We start from the raw sequence: 12654 nt of genomic DNA, 5'->3' as shown, positions 1-12654 counted from the left end.
GGCAGCCCGGATGAGGGGCAAACGCCTTCCCGAACTTGCTTTTTCCCCAGAAAAAAAGCCCGGTACATGTCTTGGCATGTACCGGGCAAGCGGCAGGGTCTATTGGCTCATACCCTGCGGGGAACGCATCGATGATCAGCATCACCGTAGCTGGAATTTCGCGGCATGATACGCGCGATGGCGGCAGGCTTTCCCCGCATCATGCCGCAAATGACGCATCCTGCAGAGTTGCGCGCCTGTGCAGACGCGCGACGCGGGGCGGACGCGCCACGGGGAATGTCAATCGTGGCGGACACCCCGGTAGAAGAGGTTCGCCCGATTTCTCGACGCGCGCGTCAGGAAGCAGCCAGGACTGTCGAAGAAGGACGAGGTCATGGCCTCGTGCAGATCTTCGCGTTTCAGCCCCATGTCGAGCAGTTGCCGATCGTCGAGATCATGCAGACGCGCAATCTGGCGGCGGTCTTGGTACAGGCGCCAGACACCCGTCAGCACGCCGATGACCGTTGCCGAACGGGACGCAAGCGACGGCTTGCCAGCAGCGAGGTCGAGATCGAGGGCGTGTTGGGTCGTGCGCATGACAAAACTCCTTTTTCGGGCACGAAGAGGCCTATGCCACTGCGCGGAGGTCACGCGCAGTGGCAGGCGGGAACGATGTGGTTGATCGGCGGTGAAGTCGCCGGGAGGATCGACGTGATTTGCACGCTATGAATCGCAAATCCTTATTGATCAGTCCAACGAATGTTTCTAATGATATTCATCAAACAATTTTATGGGTAACCGGCCATGTCCGCACCGCTCGACATCGATCAGTTGCAAACCTTCGTCGCCATCGCCGACACGGGCAGCTTCACCAAGGCGGCCGATCGCGTCTTCAAGACCCAATCGGCGGTGTCGATGCAGATGCGCCGGCTAGAGGAACGCATCGGCAAGCCGCTGTTCATGAAAGACGGGCGCGGCAACCGCTTGACCGTCGAAGGCGACAGGCTCTTGAATTTTGCCCGGCGGATGATCCGCCTCAACAACGAGGCGATCGCCTCCTTCGACGACAACAGGCTTGAAGGCACGCTGAGGATCGGCACGCCCGACGACTATGCCGACCGCTACATGCCCGAAATCATCGGCCGCTTTGCGAAGACCCACCCGAATGTCGAACTCTACATAGTCTGCGAGCCCTCGGCCGATCTCGCCGAGAAGATGGCAAAGGGCGACCTCGACATCGCGCTCGTCACCCACAATCCGCGGGTTCGGCCCTCCGACGTGGTGAGAACCGAGCCGCTCTGCTGGGTGAGTTCAATCAACCATCCGCTTCCGGAAAATGCGCCGATCCCGCTTGCTGTCGGACGGCGCGACTGCGTTTGGCGCCAGGCCGCCTGTGCCGCGCTCGATGCGACCGGCCGCGAGTATCAGATCCTGTTCACAAGCTGGTCGTCGACGGTCGTCGCTGCCGCGGTGCTTGCCGGGATGGCGGTCTCGGTGCTGCCGGAGTCGGCGCTTCGTCCCGGCATGAAGGTCTTGACGCTCGCCGACGGATTCCCGGCTCTCGCGCCGGTGCAGATCGGCATCATGAAGCGGCCCGGACTTTCGCCCTCGCTGTCGAACGCCATCACCAATCACATCACCGCCTGCCTCGACAACATCACGCCGATCGCGGTCAATGACGACCTCGACAACGACATCAAGGGCTATCCGCGCTATCCGCGCCTGAGGCAGAGCCATATGCTGCCCGGCTGGTAAGCGGGCTCACGAACTGCATAATCTGCAATTGTGCTGCTAGCTGCTTTTCAATAAGCATGTCCTATCATGCTGACGCTTCGCCAGATGCGCTATTTCGATGCGCTCGCCACGGCCCGCCATTTCGGCCGCGCGGCCGAGCTCGCCCATGTCAGCCAGCCGGCCCTTTCGGCGCAGATCATGGAGATGGAAGAGCATCTCGGGGTCAAGCTCGTGGAGAGAAGCCGCGGCGGCGTGTTTCTGACCGTCAAGGGCGAGGACGTGCTGGTGCGGGTCCGGGCGATTCTGGCCGAAGTCGACCGGCTGGAGGAGAGCGCCCGGGCGAATTCGGGAACGCTCGAAGGGCGCATCCGCCTTGGCGTCATCCCGACGCTGGCGCCCTATCTGGTGCCGCAGCTCATTCCCTATCTGCGGGCGCGATATGCGGATATCGAAATCGAGCTCAAGGAGTCGCTGACCGACAGGCTGGTCGCCGACCTTGGTGACGGCCGCCTCGACGCTGTCGTCGCCGCGCTGCCGATCGATGCCGACGGCATCGCCACGCGCCCGCTGTTTTCGGACCGGTTTTTCATGGCCGTGGCGGACAACGACCGCAACGTGCTGATGTCGCCGATGACGGAGGAGCAGGTCGATATCTCGCAACTGCTGCTGCTCGAGGAAGGCCATTGCCTGCGCGACCAGGCATTGGCCGTCTGCAACACGGCCGGAAAACGGCAGTTGATGAGCTTCGGCGCCACCTCGATGGCGACGCTTCTGCAGATGGTGGCGAACGGCATGGGCATGACGCTCATTCCGGAGACTGCTATACCGAGCGAGGCGGCACGCAACGCGATCCGCATCGTACCCTTCGCCGATCCCGGCCCGGCGCGCGAGATCGGCCTTATCTGGCGCCGCAGCAATCCGCGCCGGCGCGACATGGACGCGCTGGCAGAAGCGATCGTCGACTGTGCCCGCTCGATATCCAGCGGGACCGAGGGGTAGGGAGAACGGCCAGCGATCAGCCCACCCCGGAACTCGGCGCGATCAAGCGAGTTTCGTCTTCAGGAACTCGATCGTCCGCCCCCAGGCGAGATCGGCCGCCGCCTTGTCGTAGCGGGCGGCCGAGGTGTCGTTGTTGAAGGCATGGTTGACGCCCTCATAGACATGGATCGTGGCGTCCTTGCCGTTTTCCGTCAGGGCCTTGCGGTAAGCCTCGATGCCGGCATTGATGCGCTCGTCGAGCCCCGCATAGTGGAGAAGCATGGCGGCCTTGATCTTCGCCACATCCTCGGCCTTCGGCTGGGAGCCGTAATAGGCGACGCCGGCCTTGAGGTCAGGCGAGTTCACCGCCAGGCGATTGACCATGCCGCCGCCCCAGCAGAAGCCGATCGCGCCGACATTGCCGGTGCTTTCCGCATGTCCCTTGAGGAAGGCGACGGTCGCCACCGCGTTGGAGTTGGTCTCACCGGCGTCGAGCGCGCTGATCATTTCGCGCGCCTTGTCCTCGTCGCTCGGCGTGCCGCCGTCGGGCGACAGGAAATCCGGAGCGAGCGCGACGAAGCCTTCGAGGGCGACGCGACGGGCGACATCCTTGATATGTGGGTTGAGGCCGCGATTCTCATGGATGACGATGACCGCCGGGAGTTTTCCGGATGCGCTGGCCGGCTTGACCAGATAGCCCTTCATCTCGCCATCGGCACCGGGATAGGTGATGTCCTCGCCTTTGATCCGCTCGTCCGTCGCGGCGACCACCTCGGCCTTGGCGCTGTTGGCGGCCAGCATCGGGGCGATTGCCGCGGCGGCCGCCGCCGAACCGGCAAGAGCCGTCAGCCTCTCCATGAAGCGACGGCGATCCAGGGTCAGATGGGTGTATTCGTCATAGGCATCGATCATTGCCTGGGTGATCTCAGGCTTGTTCATGACGCTCTCCTCCGGCGTTTTTCCGAAGGCTGCGCAGCGATAGCCGCGCCGCCCGCCGACAGGATAGGTCAGCGGGCGGCAGGTACACGTCAAAACTGCGTTACTTGCTGTGATCGATGCCTCAACTCAGGTCGAGAACGATGCGGCCGTCGATCTTGCCTTCTTCCATGCGCTCGAAGATGGCGTTGATGTTTTCGATCTTGTCCCAGGAGAAGAGGGCCCCGACCTTGCCCTCGCCGGCAAATTCCAAGGCTTCTCAAGATCCTGGCGGGTGCCGACGATCGAGTTGCGCACCATGATGCGCTTCAGCACCGTGTCGAAGACCGGCAGGCAGATCTGGCTCGGTGGCAGACCGATGAGGGCCATGGTGCCCTTTGAACGCAGCATCCGGTAGGCCTACTCCATCGCCTTTGGCGAGACCGCTGTGACCAGCGCCCCGGGGACACCGCCGGTCCGCTTCTGCACCTCCTCGACAGCGTCACCCGCCCGTGCATCGACGACGAGGTCGGCGCCGAGCTTTTCGGCAAGCGCGATCTTGTCCGGGAAGATGTCGGCCGCAGCGACATGCATGCCAATGGCCTTTGCATATTGCACGGCCATGTGGCCGAGGCCGCCGATGCCCGAGACGAGAACCCATTCGCCGGGTTTCACCTCCGTCTCCTTCAGGCCCTTGTAGACCGTCACACCGGCGCAAAGCACCGGTGCGGCCGGACCGAACTCCAGTTTGCCGGGCAGCTTGCCGACGAAATCCGGATCCGCCAGGCCGTACTGGGCAAAAGTACCGTCGACCGTATAGCCGCTGGTTCTGCTGGCTGCCGCACAGCGTTTCCCAGCCGGTTCGGCATGGCGTGCAGCAGCCGCAGGCCGTGTGCAGCCATGGGACGCCGACGCGGTCGCCCTCCTTCAGCCGCGTGACGCCGGCGCCGACTTGGCGACGTAGCCGACACCCTCATGGCCGGGGATAAAGGGCGGATTGGGGCGAACCGGCCAATCGCCCTTGGCGGCGTGCAGGTCGGTGTGGCACACGCCCGTGGCCTCGTATTTGATCAGAACCTGCCCCGGTCCAGGCTGCGGTATGGGCAATTCCTCGATCACAAGCGGATTGCCGAATTCGCACACCACGGCGGCTTTCATCATTCCGGCCATATCGATCTCCTCCGATGTTCAATGTTGGCATGGAAATTGTGCCAGCGCCGCATTACCCTCCGCCAAAGCAGCGCGTTGACGGATGCAGGCTTAGCGGCAGGGCCGGCCGGGGTCCCTTGACGCTCATCAAGCGCCGGACGTTTCGAGCAGGAGATTGTCTCCGAGCTGAGACAGTCGGACCGACTGACGGCGATCGTCAGTTCATCGCCATCCAGAGGGCGAGCCAGGCCCACATGGCTGCAAGCATGACAAAGCCGGCCAGGAAGAGAGGGCCGCGATGGCGGAGCCGGTTGCTGGTCACATGAACGAACGCGTGCGCGTAGCGGGATCCGACGAACACCCAGGCAAGGCCCACCGCCAGAAGATTGTCAGCTGCGGTGATGTAGAGAAGCACGCAGCAGGCATGGAAGAGCACCGGCAGTTCGAACTGGTTGGCGATGCTGTTACGCACGACCAGGCTCTCGCTCGGCTCTCCCCGGTTCTCGCGAAACTCAGATGGCTCCGCCTTGCCGGCGCGCACAACCGCAGATCGGCGCGTCGAGAGGAGCGCATAGAGCGCGAAGACCAGCGCGACATGGGCGACCACGGGCCAGAATATCTCGAACCCCGTCATCGGTGCTCCGCTTCAAAGTCTCGAATGGAACGCTTGAGGAAAGAAAGTGGGACGCCGGACGGCGTCCCAGGGAAGATATCAAGCGGCGCCCGGATAGTTCGGGCTCTCGCGGGTGATCGTCACATCATGGGCGTGGCTCTCGCGAAGGCCGGCGCCGGAGATGCGCACGAAGGTGGCGCGCTCCTGGTAGTCCTTGATCGTCGCGCCGCCGACATAGCCCATCGACGCCTTGAGACCGCCGGCGAGCTGGTGCAGCACGCCGCCGACCGGCCCCTTGTACGGCACCTGGCCCTCGATGCCTTCCGGCACGAGCTTCAGCGTGTCGCGGACTTCCGCCTGGAAATAGCGGTCGGCCGAACCGCGCGCCATGGCGCCGACCGAACCCATGCCGCGGTAGGCCTTGAAGGAACGGCCCTGGTAGAGGAAGACCTCGCCGGGGCTTTCCTCGGTGCCGGCGAGCAGCGAGCCGACCATGACGGCAGACGCGCCGGCGGCGATCGCCTTGGCGAGGTCGCCGGAATATTTGATGCCGCCGTCGGCGATCACCGGGATGCCCGAGGCCTGCGCCGCCTCGACGGCCGCCATGATCGCGGCGAGCTGCGGCACGCCGACGCCGGCAACGATACGGGTGGTGCAGATGGAGCCCGGACCGATGCCGACCTTGACGGCATCGGCGCCGGCGTCAATCAAAGCCTTGGTGCCGTCCGCCGTTGCAACATTACCGGCCATGATGCGGACCGAGTTCGAAAGGTTCTTCACCCGGCTGACCGCGTCGAGGACGCGCTGCGAATGGCCGTGCGCGGTGTCGACGACGATCAGGTCGACACCGGCGTCAATCAGTCGCTCGGCGCGCTCGAAGCCGTCGTCGCCGACGCTGACCGCAGCGGCGGCGCGAAGCCGTCCCTGGGAGTCCTTGGAGGCGTTCGGGTTCAACTGCGACTTCTCGATGTCCTTGACCGTGATCAGGCCGACGCAGCGGCCTTCCGGATCGACGACCAGCAGCTTCTCGATCCGGTGCTTGTGCAAGAGGCGCTTGGCCTCCTGCTGATCGACGCTTTCCTTGACGGTGACGAGGTTTTCCCGCGTCATCAGTTCATAGATCTTCTGCGCCGGATCGGACGCGAAGCGGACGTCGCGGTTGGTCAGGATGCCGACGAGGCGGCCCTGCTTCTGGCCGCCGCTGCCGCCGTTCTCTACGACCGGAATGCCGGAAATGCCGTGCGCCTTCATCAGGCCCAGCGCGTCCGCCAGCGTCGCGTCCGGTCCGATCGTCACCGGATTGACGACCATGCCGCTTTCGAACTTCTTGACCTGGCGGACCTCTTCGGCCTGTTCGGCGGGCGTCAGATTGCGGTGGATGACGCCGACGCCGCCGGCCTGGGCCATGGCGATCGCGAGTCGCGCCTCGGTGACCGTGTCCATGGCGGCCGAAAGAATCGGCAGATTGAGATCGATATCCTGGGCTATGCGGGTCGCGATATTCGTCTGGCCGGGCATCACCTCGGAATGTCCCGGCTGCAGCAGGACGTCGTCGAAGGTCAAAGCCTCCAGACCGGTTGCCGTTTCGATGATGCGCGCCATGGCCAGTTCCTCTTCGAATATACGAAAATCCCCGGGGACCATCAGCGACTTGTCCACCGGGTGACTTCAAAGCTTGTCTTGGAAGTTGGCGAGGGCTCGTAACACGGATATGTCAGAATGGAAATAGTCGGGGCCCGGAAATTTCCCGGGCCCCGCATATTTGTTGTTGCAGAGCAACAAAGCGCCGGATTCAGATGTCGAACTGGTAGGTTACCGGCACGAAGCGGTAGCCCTGGTCCCGCCGCTCGACGAAGCCGACCGCGGGAAAAGGCATGTGATAGCCGATGAAGGGCAGCCGATCGGTGGCGATCATATCGAACACCTTGCGCCGGGTGGCGCCGGCGGCCGTCTTGTCCATGTCGAAGCGGACTTCCCAATCGGGCCGCTGCAGCGACAGGACCTAGTGGTTGGCGGTGTCCGCGGTCAGGATCAGCGCCTTGCCCTCCGATTCGAGCCTGTAGATCATGTGCCCCGGAGAGTGGCCGAAAGCGGCGATGGCGCTGATCCCCGGCACGACCTCGGCGCCGTCGGCGACGAAGGTGGTCCTTTCCGCCAGCGGCACGACCTTGGCAAGCACCGCCTTATGACCGTTTTCGGCGGGCGTGCCGACACGGGCCTGATCCTTCCAGAAGTCGAACTCCACCTGTCCGGTCACATAGCGGGCATTCGCAAAGGCCGGTTTGCCGCCTTCCACAAGACCGCCGATGTGATCGCCGTGCATATGGGTGATGACGACGACCGAGACCTGCTCCGGCGTATAGGTTGCGGCCCGGATGCCGTCGGCGAGCCTTCCGGTCCCTGCCTCCCGGCCGCCTTCGCCGAGCCCCGTATCGAACAGCACGATCTCCGATCCGGTATCGACCAGCACCGGCGAGAACCCGTTGATGAAGCCGGAGGTCGGCAGGAAATTCTGCTCGAGTAGCGCGGATACCGCCTCCGCCGGCTGATTGGTACCATAGGTTTCGTGCGGATTTTGCGAGGCGCGCGTGCCGTCGCTGATCACCGTCACCTTGAAGGTGCCGAGCTTGAAGGCCTTGAAAGCCGCGTCATCCGTCATGGCACCCTTTGCACTTTCCTGAGCATTGGCAATTCCACTCAACAGGCCCGGCGTCGCCAAGGCAGCCGCTCCCGCTCCGACAGGGTTCGGCGCTTCAAACTCTGTGTGATCATGATCGCTCCTGTAATTGGCGCTGCCCTTGCATGCCAGCAGGCAAGAAGTAGCGGCCTTGACGGAAAAGGTCAGCCGGATCACAGGCATTTGATCTGCAATCGCCGGTTTGCCTCGACAAAGCCATCGGGACCGTCTACCGGACGCCGACCCCGCATCCAAGGTCTCTCATGAACCGCATCGTCCCGATGATCCTCGCCGTCGCTCTTTTCATGGAGCAGATGGATTCCACCGTCATTTCGACGTCGCTCCCGGCGATCGCGCATGACATCGGCGTCGGGCCGATCACGCTCAAGCTGGCGCTCACCTCCTATATGGTTGCGCTCGCAATCTTCATTCCCTTGAGCGGCTGGATGGCGGACCGCTTCGGCGCCAAGCGCATCTTCCGCACGGCGATGCTCGTGTTCGTCGCCGGATCGGTGTTCTGCGCCGTCGCAGACAGCTTGGTCGCCTTCGTGCTGGCGCGCTTCCTGCAGGGCATGGGTGGCGCGATGATGACGCCGGTCGCGCGGCTCGTGCTGGTGCGCGGCACGCCGCGCAGCGAGCTCGTCTCCGCCATGGCGCTGCTCACCATTCCGGCTCTCGTCGGACCCTTGGCGGGCCCACCGCTCGGCGGCTTCATCACCACCTATTTCTCTTGGCACTGGATCTTCCTGATCAATGTGCCGGTCGGCATTGCGGGCTATGTGCTTTCCGGCATCTACCTGCCGGAGATGGAGCGGCAGAACCCGCCGCCGGTCGACATTCTCGGCTTTCTGCTCGGCGCCATCGCCGCCTCGGGCATCGTCTTCGGACTTTCGGTCATCAGCCTGCCGGCCCTGCCGCCGGCGGTCGGCATCGCTTCCGTCGCGGCCGGCATTGCCGCGACCTTCCTTTACATCTTCCACGCGCGCCGCCATCCGGCACCGGTGCTCGACCTCGGGCTGTTTCGCGACAGCGCCTTCCGCGCCGCCTCGATCGGCGGCACGGTCTTCCGCATCTCCGTCGGCGCCGTTCCGTTCCTAATGCCGCTGATGCTGCAGATCGGCTTCGGCCTCAATCCGTTCCAGTCGGGGCTGATCACCTTCATCGGCGCCGTCGGCGCGATCACCACGAAATTCTTCGCCCGCCGCGTTCTCGCCTTTGCCGGCTTCCGCACGACGCTGATCATTGCCGCCATCATCGCCGCCGGCACCACCTTCGTGAACGGCTTCTTCACGCCGGCGACGCCTTACCTCGTCATGCTCACGATCCTGCTCATCGCCGGCTTTGCCCGCTCCTTCTTCTTCACCAGCGTCAACGCACTTTCCTTCGCCGACATCGACGACGCCGACGCCAGCAAGGCAACGTCGATGAGCGCCGTGCTGCAGCAGATCAGCCTTGCGCTCGGCGTGGCGGTGGCGGGCGCGATCCTGGAAATCCGAACCGCGATCGGCAGCGGACCGCTGGCGCTCGACGACTTTCACATCGCCTTCATGATCATCGCGGCCGCCAATCTGCTGGCGGCGATCCCGTTTTTGACGATGGCGAAGAATGCCGGCGCTTCCGTCTCCGGCCATCGAAAGGCGCTGCGGGAAGCCGAGGCGACGGCCGGTAAGTAGCTCTCTAATCAGACTGCTCTATGGGAACATCGCAGAGGGGGGCGGGTCCACCTCGATTGTCTTCTCAGACGGGCCGTACGTATCCTGCCCTATTCCGGCCGCTCGCAGACGGCGGCAATCTTGTTGCCATCGAGATCGCGGACCCAGGCGCCATAAAAATGCGCGTGGAACGGCCGCAGCCCCGGCGCGCCCTCGTCGGTGCCGCCGTTTGCAAGCGCCGCGGCATAAAAGGCATCGACGGCGCCTCGTGTCTCGGCCACGAGCGCGATGCTCACGCCGTTGCCATAGGTGGCAGGCTCGCGATTAAACGGGGTGACCACCCAGAAGCGGACGCGCATATCACCATCGGCGCCGTAGCCGATCTCGGTTTCGTCCCACCGCTGGCGGCGGTAGCCGAGGGTTGGGAGCACGCCGTCATAGAACGCGCCGGCGCGTTCGAGGTCGTTGGTGCCGACCGTCACGTAGAGCAACATGCCTATTCCGCCGCCTCTTCTTCGGCTTCCGTCTCTGTGCCGGCCTTCTGCCGACCCTTGAAATCCTTGGCGAGCAGGAACATCTCGACCGATTCAGCGCGCGATGAGGCCGGCTTCACATGTATGACCTGGCGGAAATTCTGCTTCAGCATGTTGAGAAGGTCGCGCTCCGTACCGCCCTGGAAGGTTTTTGCCAGGAAGTGCCCTCCCTTGGCGAGCACGTCGACTGCAAAATGCGCCGCCACTTCACAGAGATGCATGGTGCGCAGATGGTCGGTCTGACGATGGCCGGTGGTCGGCGCCGCCATGTCGGAGATGACGAGGTCGGGCGTGCCGCCGACCGCCTCCTTGAGCTTTTCCGGCGCTTCGGGGTCGAGGAAATCCATCTGCAGGAAGCGGACCCCCGGGATCGGGTCCATCTCGAGAAAGTCGATTGCGGCGACGCGCGGATCCGCATCGGTCGAATTCGTCACCTTGGCAGCGATCTGCGACCAGCTGCCGGGTGCGGCGCCGAGATCGATGATGCGCCGGGCGCCGGCCAAAATCTTGTGCTTCTCGTCGATCTCCAAAAGCTTGAAAGCCGCCCGGGCGCGATAGCCCTCGAGCTGGGCGCGCTGCACGTAAGGGTCGTTGATGTGCCGTTCAAGCCAACGGCGCGAGGATGCCTTGAGCTTGCCCTTCTTCACCTTTTGGCCGAGCTTGCGGCCGCTGCGGTTGCCGCCGATCGGGGATTTCGTCATGCCTTGTTCCCTTCGTGGCACCTCTGCCGCTCTTCGCTCGCCAGGGCCGAGCCGCGCTGCTGGTAGCGACGCGGACGCCCGCGCCGCCAGGCCCCGTCATCGGCCATCATGTCGGTCAGCAGACCCTCTCTGAGCCCACGGTCGGCGACACGCATACGGTTCGACGGCCAGCGGCGGCGGATCGCCTCGAGGATGGCGCAGCCGGCAAGTACCAGATCGGCTCGGTCCGGACCGATGCAGGGGTTGGCGGCCCGCGCGGCGAAATCCCAGGAGAGCAGCCGTGCCTGCATCGCCGAGACCTCCTCGTCGGAGAGCCAGAGACCGTCGACGCGACGCCGGTCGTAGCGCGGCAGGTCGAGATGGACGCCGGCCAGCGTTGTCACCGTGCCCGACGTGCCGATCAGGTGGAAGCCGCTGCCGGAGGCGCTTTCCAGCGCTTCGACCGAGGGGCCGTCGAACCGGTCGAGCATGCCTTCGACCTCGCGCACCATCGTCTCGAAGCTATCAGGTGTGACATGCTCGCCGCCGTGGCGTTCGGACAGGGTAACGACGCCGACGGGCAGCGAGGTCCAATGGGTGATGTGGTTGGCAAGCCGGCTCGAGCGGTTGTCGCCGATGCGGATCACCGCGATTTCCGACGAGCCGCCGCCGATGTCGAAGAGGACGACCGACTTGGTCTCGCGATCGACGAGCGAGGAGCAGCCGGAAACGGCAAGCCGCGCCTCGGTTTCGCGGTCGATGATTTCGAGATCGAGGCCGGTTTCCTCGGCAACGCGCTTGAGGAAGGCCTCGCCGTTTTCGGCGGCGCGCGCCGCCTCGGTGGCAATCAGCCGACGTCGGCGAATCGACCGGGCACTGAGCTTGCCGGCGCAGATCTTCAACGCTTCGACGGAGCGTTCCATCGCATCGTCGGAGAGCCTGCCGCTGGCGCCGAGGCCCTCGCCGAGCCGGACGATGCGGGAAAAGGCGTCGACGACGCGGAACTGCCCCGGCCGGGTCGGCTGGGCGACCAGCAGGCGGCAATTGTTGGTGCCGAGATCGAGCGCCGCATAAAGCGGCGCCGGTGGCTCGCTGGGCGCAAGATAGGGAGCGCGCACCTCGTCCTTGCGCGGCTGCTGCGGCGCGGCCGGAACATCGCGCGAGGCTTGCCGGTCGGAGGTCAGCGGCTTGCCGCTGGAAGCGAGCGGCCGCCCCTGCAGGCCACGCCTTTGACGCGCCTTCTTGCCGCGCTTCTGGCCCTTCTTGTCGGTGATCGGTGGCTCGTGGGTGGCGGCGCCGGAAACGCCGGCGGCAGCCTGACTCTGCGGCCTTGCGGCCTTCGAACGGCGGCGCCGCTTGCGCTTGCGCGCCGGCTCCGCTTCGTTCAGTGCTGCGGGACGCCCTGCCTCTCCGGAAAGCCCGGATGGGCTGGCAATTGCAGACGGCGAACCGGACGGCTTGCGCCGCCTCCGTTTCCCCTTGCCGCCGCGCGGCACAAGCTTATGCGCCTCGCCACGACCTGCTGCCGACGCCCCGGATTCAGACGGCGTTGCGCCGTGTTCGGGGTCTTTCACTTGTCTCAACCATCGCGCCGCGCGAAGCCTTCCGGCCGCTCAAGGCGCTCTCTCGATTTTGCGTTGGCGCGACTGTACCAGCGCCGCCCTTTTTCGCCAAACTTTTTTTAAGGCTCGAATTCGCCCCAATTCTCCGCCGCCTTGCGGGCGAAGGCCGACGCTCCGGATCG

The 12654-nt window shown here is 64.6% G+C and carries 10 protein-coding genes and 2 pseudogenes; 3 read left to right on the top strand and 9 right to left on the bottom strand.

What is annotated here, in order from left to right; genetic code table 11:
• Positions 1–279 precede the first annotated feature (279 nt).
• Complete coding sequence (locus NXT3_RS03955) at positions 280–576, bottom strand: DUF1127 domain-containing protein (RefSeq protein WP_097526355.1); 297 nt, start codon at positions 574–576, stop codon at positions 280–282.
• Positions 577–783: 207 nt separating this feature from the next.
• Between NXT3_RS03955 and NXT3_RS03950 the strand changes: the two genes are divergently transcribed.
• Both NXT3_RS03950 and oxyR read left to right on the top strand, forming a co-directional pair.
• Positions 784–1734, top strand: a complete 951-nt coding sequence (locus NXT3_RS03950; protein WP_037413222.1) for a LysR substrate-binding domain-containing protein — start codon at positions 784–786, stop codon at positions 1732–1734.
• A gap of 66 nt (positions 1735–1800) precedes the next feature.
• Positions 1801–2712: a hydrogen peroxide-inducible genes activator OxyR gene (gene oxyR, locus NXT3_RS03945; RefSeq protein WP_104838814.1), complete on the top strand. Its 912-nt coding sequence runs from the start codon at positions 1801–1803 to the stop codon at positions 2710–2712.
• 42 nt (positions 2713–2754) lie between these two features.
• Here oxyR and NXT3_RS03940 read toward each other — a convergent pair whose 3' ends face one another.
• From NXT3_RS03940 to NXT3_RS03920, 5 genes and pseudogenes are all read right to left on the bottom strand, one after another.
• The gene (locus tag NXT3_RS03940) at positions 2755–3630 is read right to left on the bottom strand and encodes a dienelactone hydrolase family protein (protein ID WP_095677913.1); all 876 of its coding nucleotides are present in this window, start codon (positions 3628–3630) and stop codon (positions 2755–2757) included.
• Positions 3631–3751: 121 nt separating this feature from the next.
• Positions 3752–4776, bottom strand: a pseudogene (locus NXT3_RS03935) (zinc-dependent alcohol dehydrogenase).
• Positions 4777–4972: 196 nt separating this feature from the next.
• Positions 4973–5389 (bottom strand): MAPEG family protein, encoded by a 417-nt coding sequence (locus NXT3_RS03930; RefSeq protein WP_097539231.1) that lies wholly within the window; start codon positions 5387–5389, stop codon positions 4973–4975.
• Positions 5390–5467: 78 nt separating this feature from the next.
• On the bottom strand, positions 5468–6970 hold the full coding sequence (gene guaB / locus NXT3_RS03925) for an IMP dehydrogenase (protein WP_104839927.1): 1503 nt from the start codon (positions 6968–6970) through the stop codon (positions 5468–5470).
• Positions 6971–7160: 190 nt separating this feature from the next.
• Positions 7161–8140 (bottom strand): annotated as a pseudogene (locus NXT3_RS03920) (MBL fold metallo-hydrolase).
• A gap of 168 nt (positions 8141–8308) precedes the next feature.
• Here NXT3_RS03920 and NXT3_RS03915 point away from each other — a divergent pair.
• The gene (locus NXT3_RS03915; RefSeq protein ID WP_104838813.1) at positions 8309–9718 is read left to right on the top strand and encodes a DHA2 family efflux MFS transporter permease subunit; all 1410 of its coding nucleotides are present in this window, start codon (positions 8309–8311) and stop codon (positions 9716–9718) included.
• Positions 9719–9807: 89 nt separating this feature from the next.
• Here NXT3_RS03915 and NXT3_RS03910 read toward each other — a convergent pair whose 3' ends face one another.
• From NXT3_RS03910 to NXT3_RS03900, 3 genes are read right to left on the bottom strand one after another with little or no spacing between them, the layout of a single operon-like run.
• Positions 9808–10191, bottom strand: coding sequence for a VOC family protein (locus tag NXT3_RS03910; RefSeq protein ID WP_097526359.1), 384 nt, complete (start codon positions 10189–10191; stop codon positions 9808–9810).
• Between the two features lie 2 nt (positions 10192–10193).
• Entirely contained in the window at positions 10194–10931 is a 738-nt protein-coding gene (locus NXT3_RS03905; RefSeq protein WP_097526360.1) for an RlmE family RNA methyltransferase, read from the bottom strand.
• Positions 10928–12484, bottom strand: coding sequence for a Ppx/GppA phosphatase family protein (locus NXT3_RS03900; protein WP_199773322.1), 1557 nt, complete (start codon positions 12482–12484; stop codon positions 10928–10930). Before NXT3_RS03900 ends, NXT3_RS03905 begins: the two co-directional genes overlap by 4 nt.
• Positions 12485–12654 lie beyond the last annotated feature (170 nt).

This window comes from Sinorhizobium fredii, assembly GCF_002944405.1.
Lineage (GTDB): Bacteria > Pseudomonadota > Alphaproteobacteria > Rhizobiales > Rhizobiaceae > Sinorhizobium > Sinorhizobium fredii_C.
The sequence above is the reverse complement of the archived record's forward strand: the minus strand, read 5'-3'. Positions and strand labels throughout refer to the sequence as shown.

Coding starts and splice junctions, on each gene's coding strand:
- oxyR (WP_104838814.1), top strand. CDS start 1,801: ATGCTGACGCTTCGCCAGATGCGCTATTTCGATGCGCTCGCCACGGCC.
- guaB (WP_104839927.1), bottom strand. CDS start 6,970: ATGGCGCGCATCATCGAAACGGCAACCGGTCTGGAGGCTTTGACCTTC.
- NXT3_RS03930 (WP_097539231.1), bottom strand. CDS start 5,389: ATGACGGGGTTCGAGATATTCTGGCCCGTGGTCGCCCATGTCGCGCTG.
- NXT3_RS03910 (WP_097526359.1), bottom strand. CDS start 10,191: ATGTTGCTCTACGTGACGGTCGGCACCAACGACCTCGAACGCGCCGGC.
- NXT3_RS03950 (WP_037413222.1), top strand. CDS start 784: ATGTCCGCACCGCTCGACATCGATCAGTTGCAAACCTTCGTCGCCATC.
- NXT3_RS03905 (WP_097526360.1), bottom strand. CDS start 10,931: ATGACGAAATCCCCGATCGGCGGCAACCGCAGCGGCCGCAAGCTCGGC.
- NXT3_RS03940 (WP_095677913.1), bottom strand. CDS start 3,630: ATGAACAAGCCTGAGATCACCCAGGCAATGATCGATGCCTATGACGAA.
- NXT3_RS03915 (WP_104838813.1), top strand. CDS start 8,309: ATGAACCGCATCGTCCCGATGATCCTCGCCGTCGCTCTTTTCATGGAG.
- NXT3_RS03955 (WP_097526355.1), bottom strand. CDS start 576: ATGCGCACGACCCAACACGCCCTCGATCTCGACCTCGCTGCTGGCAAG.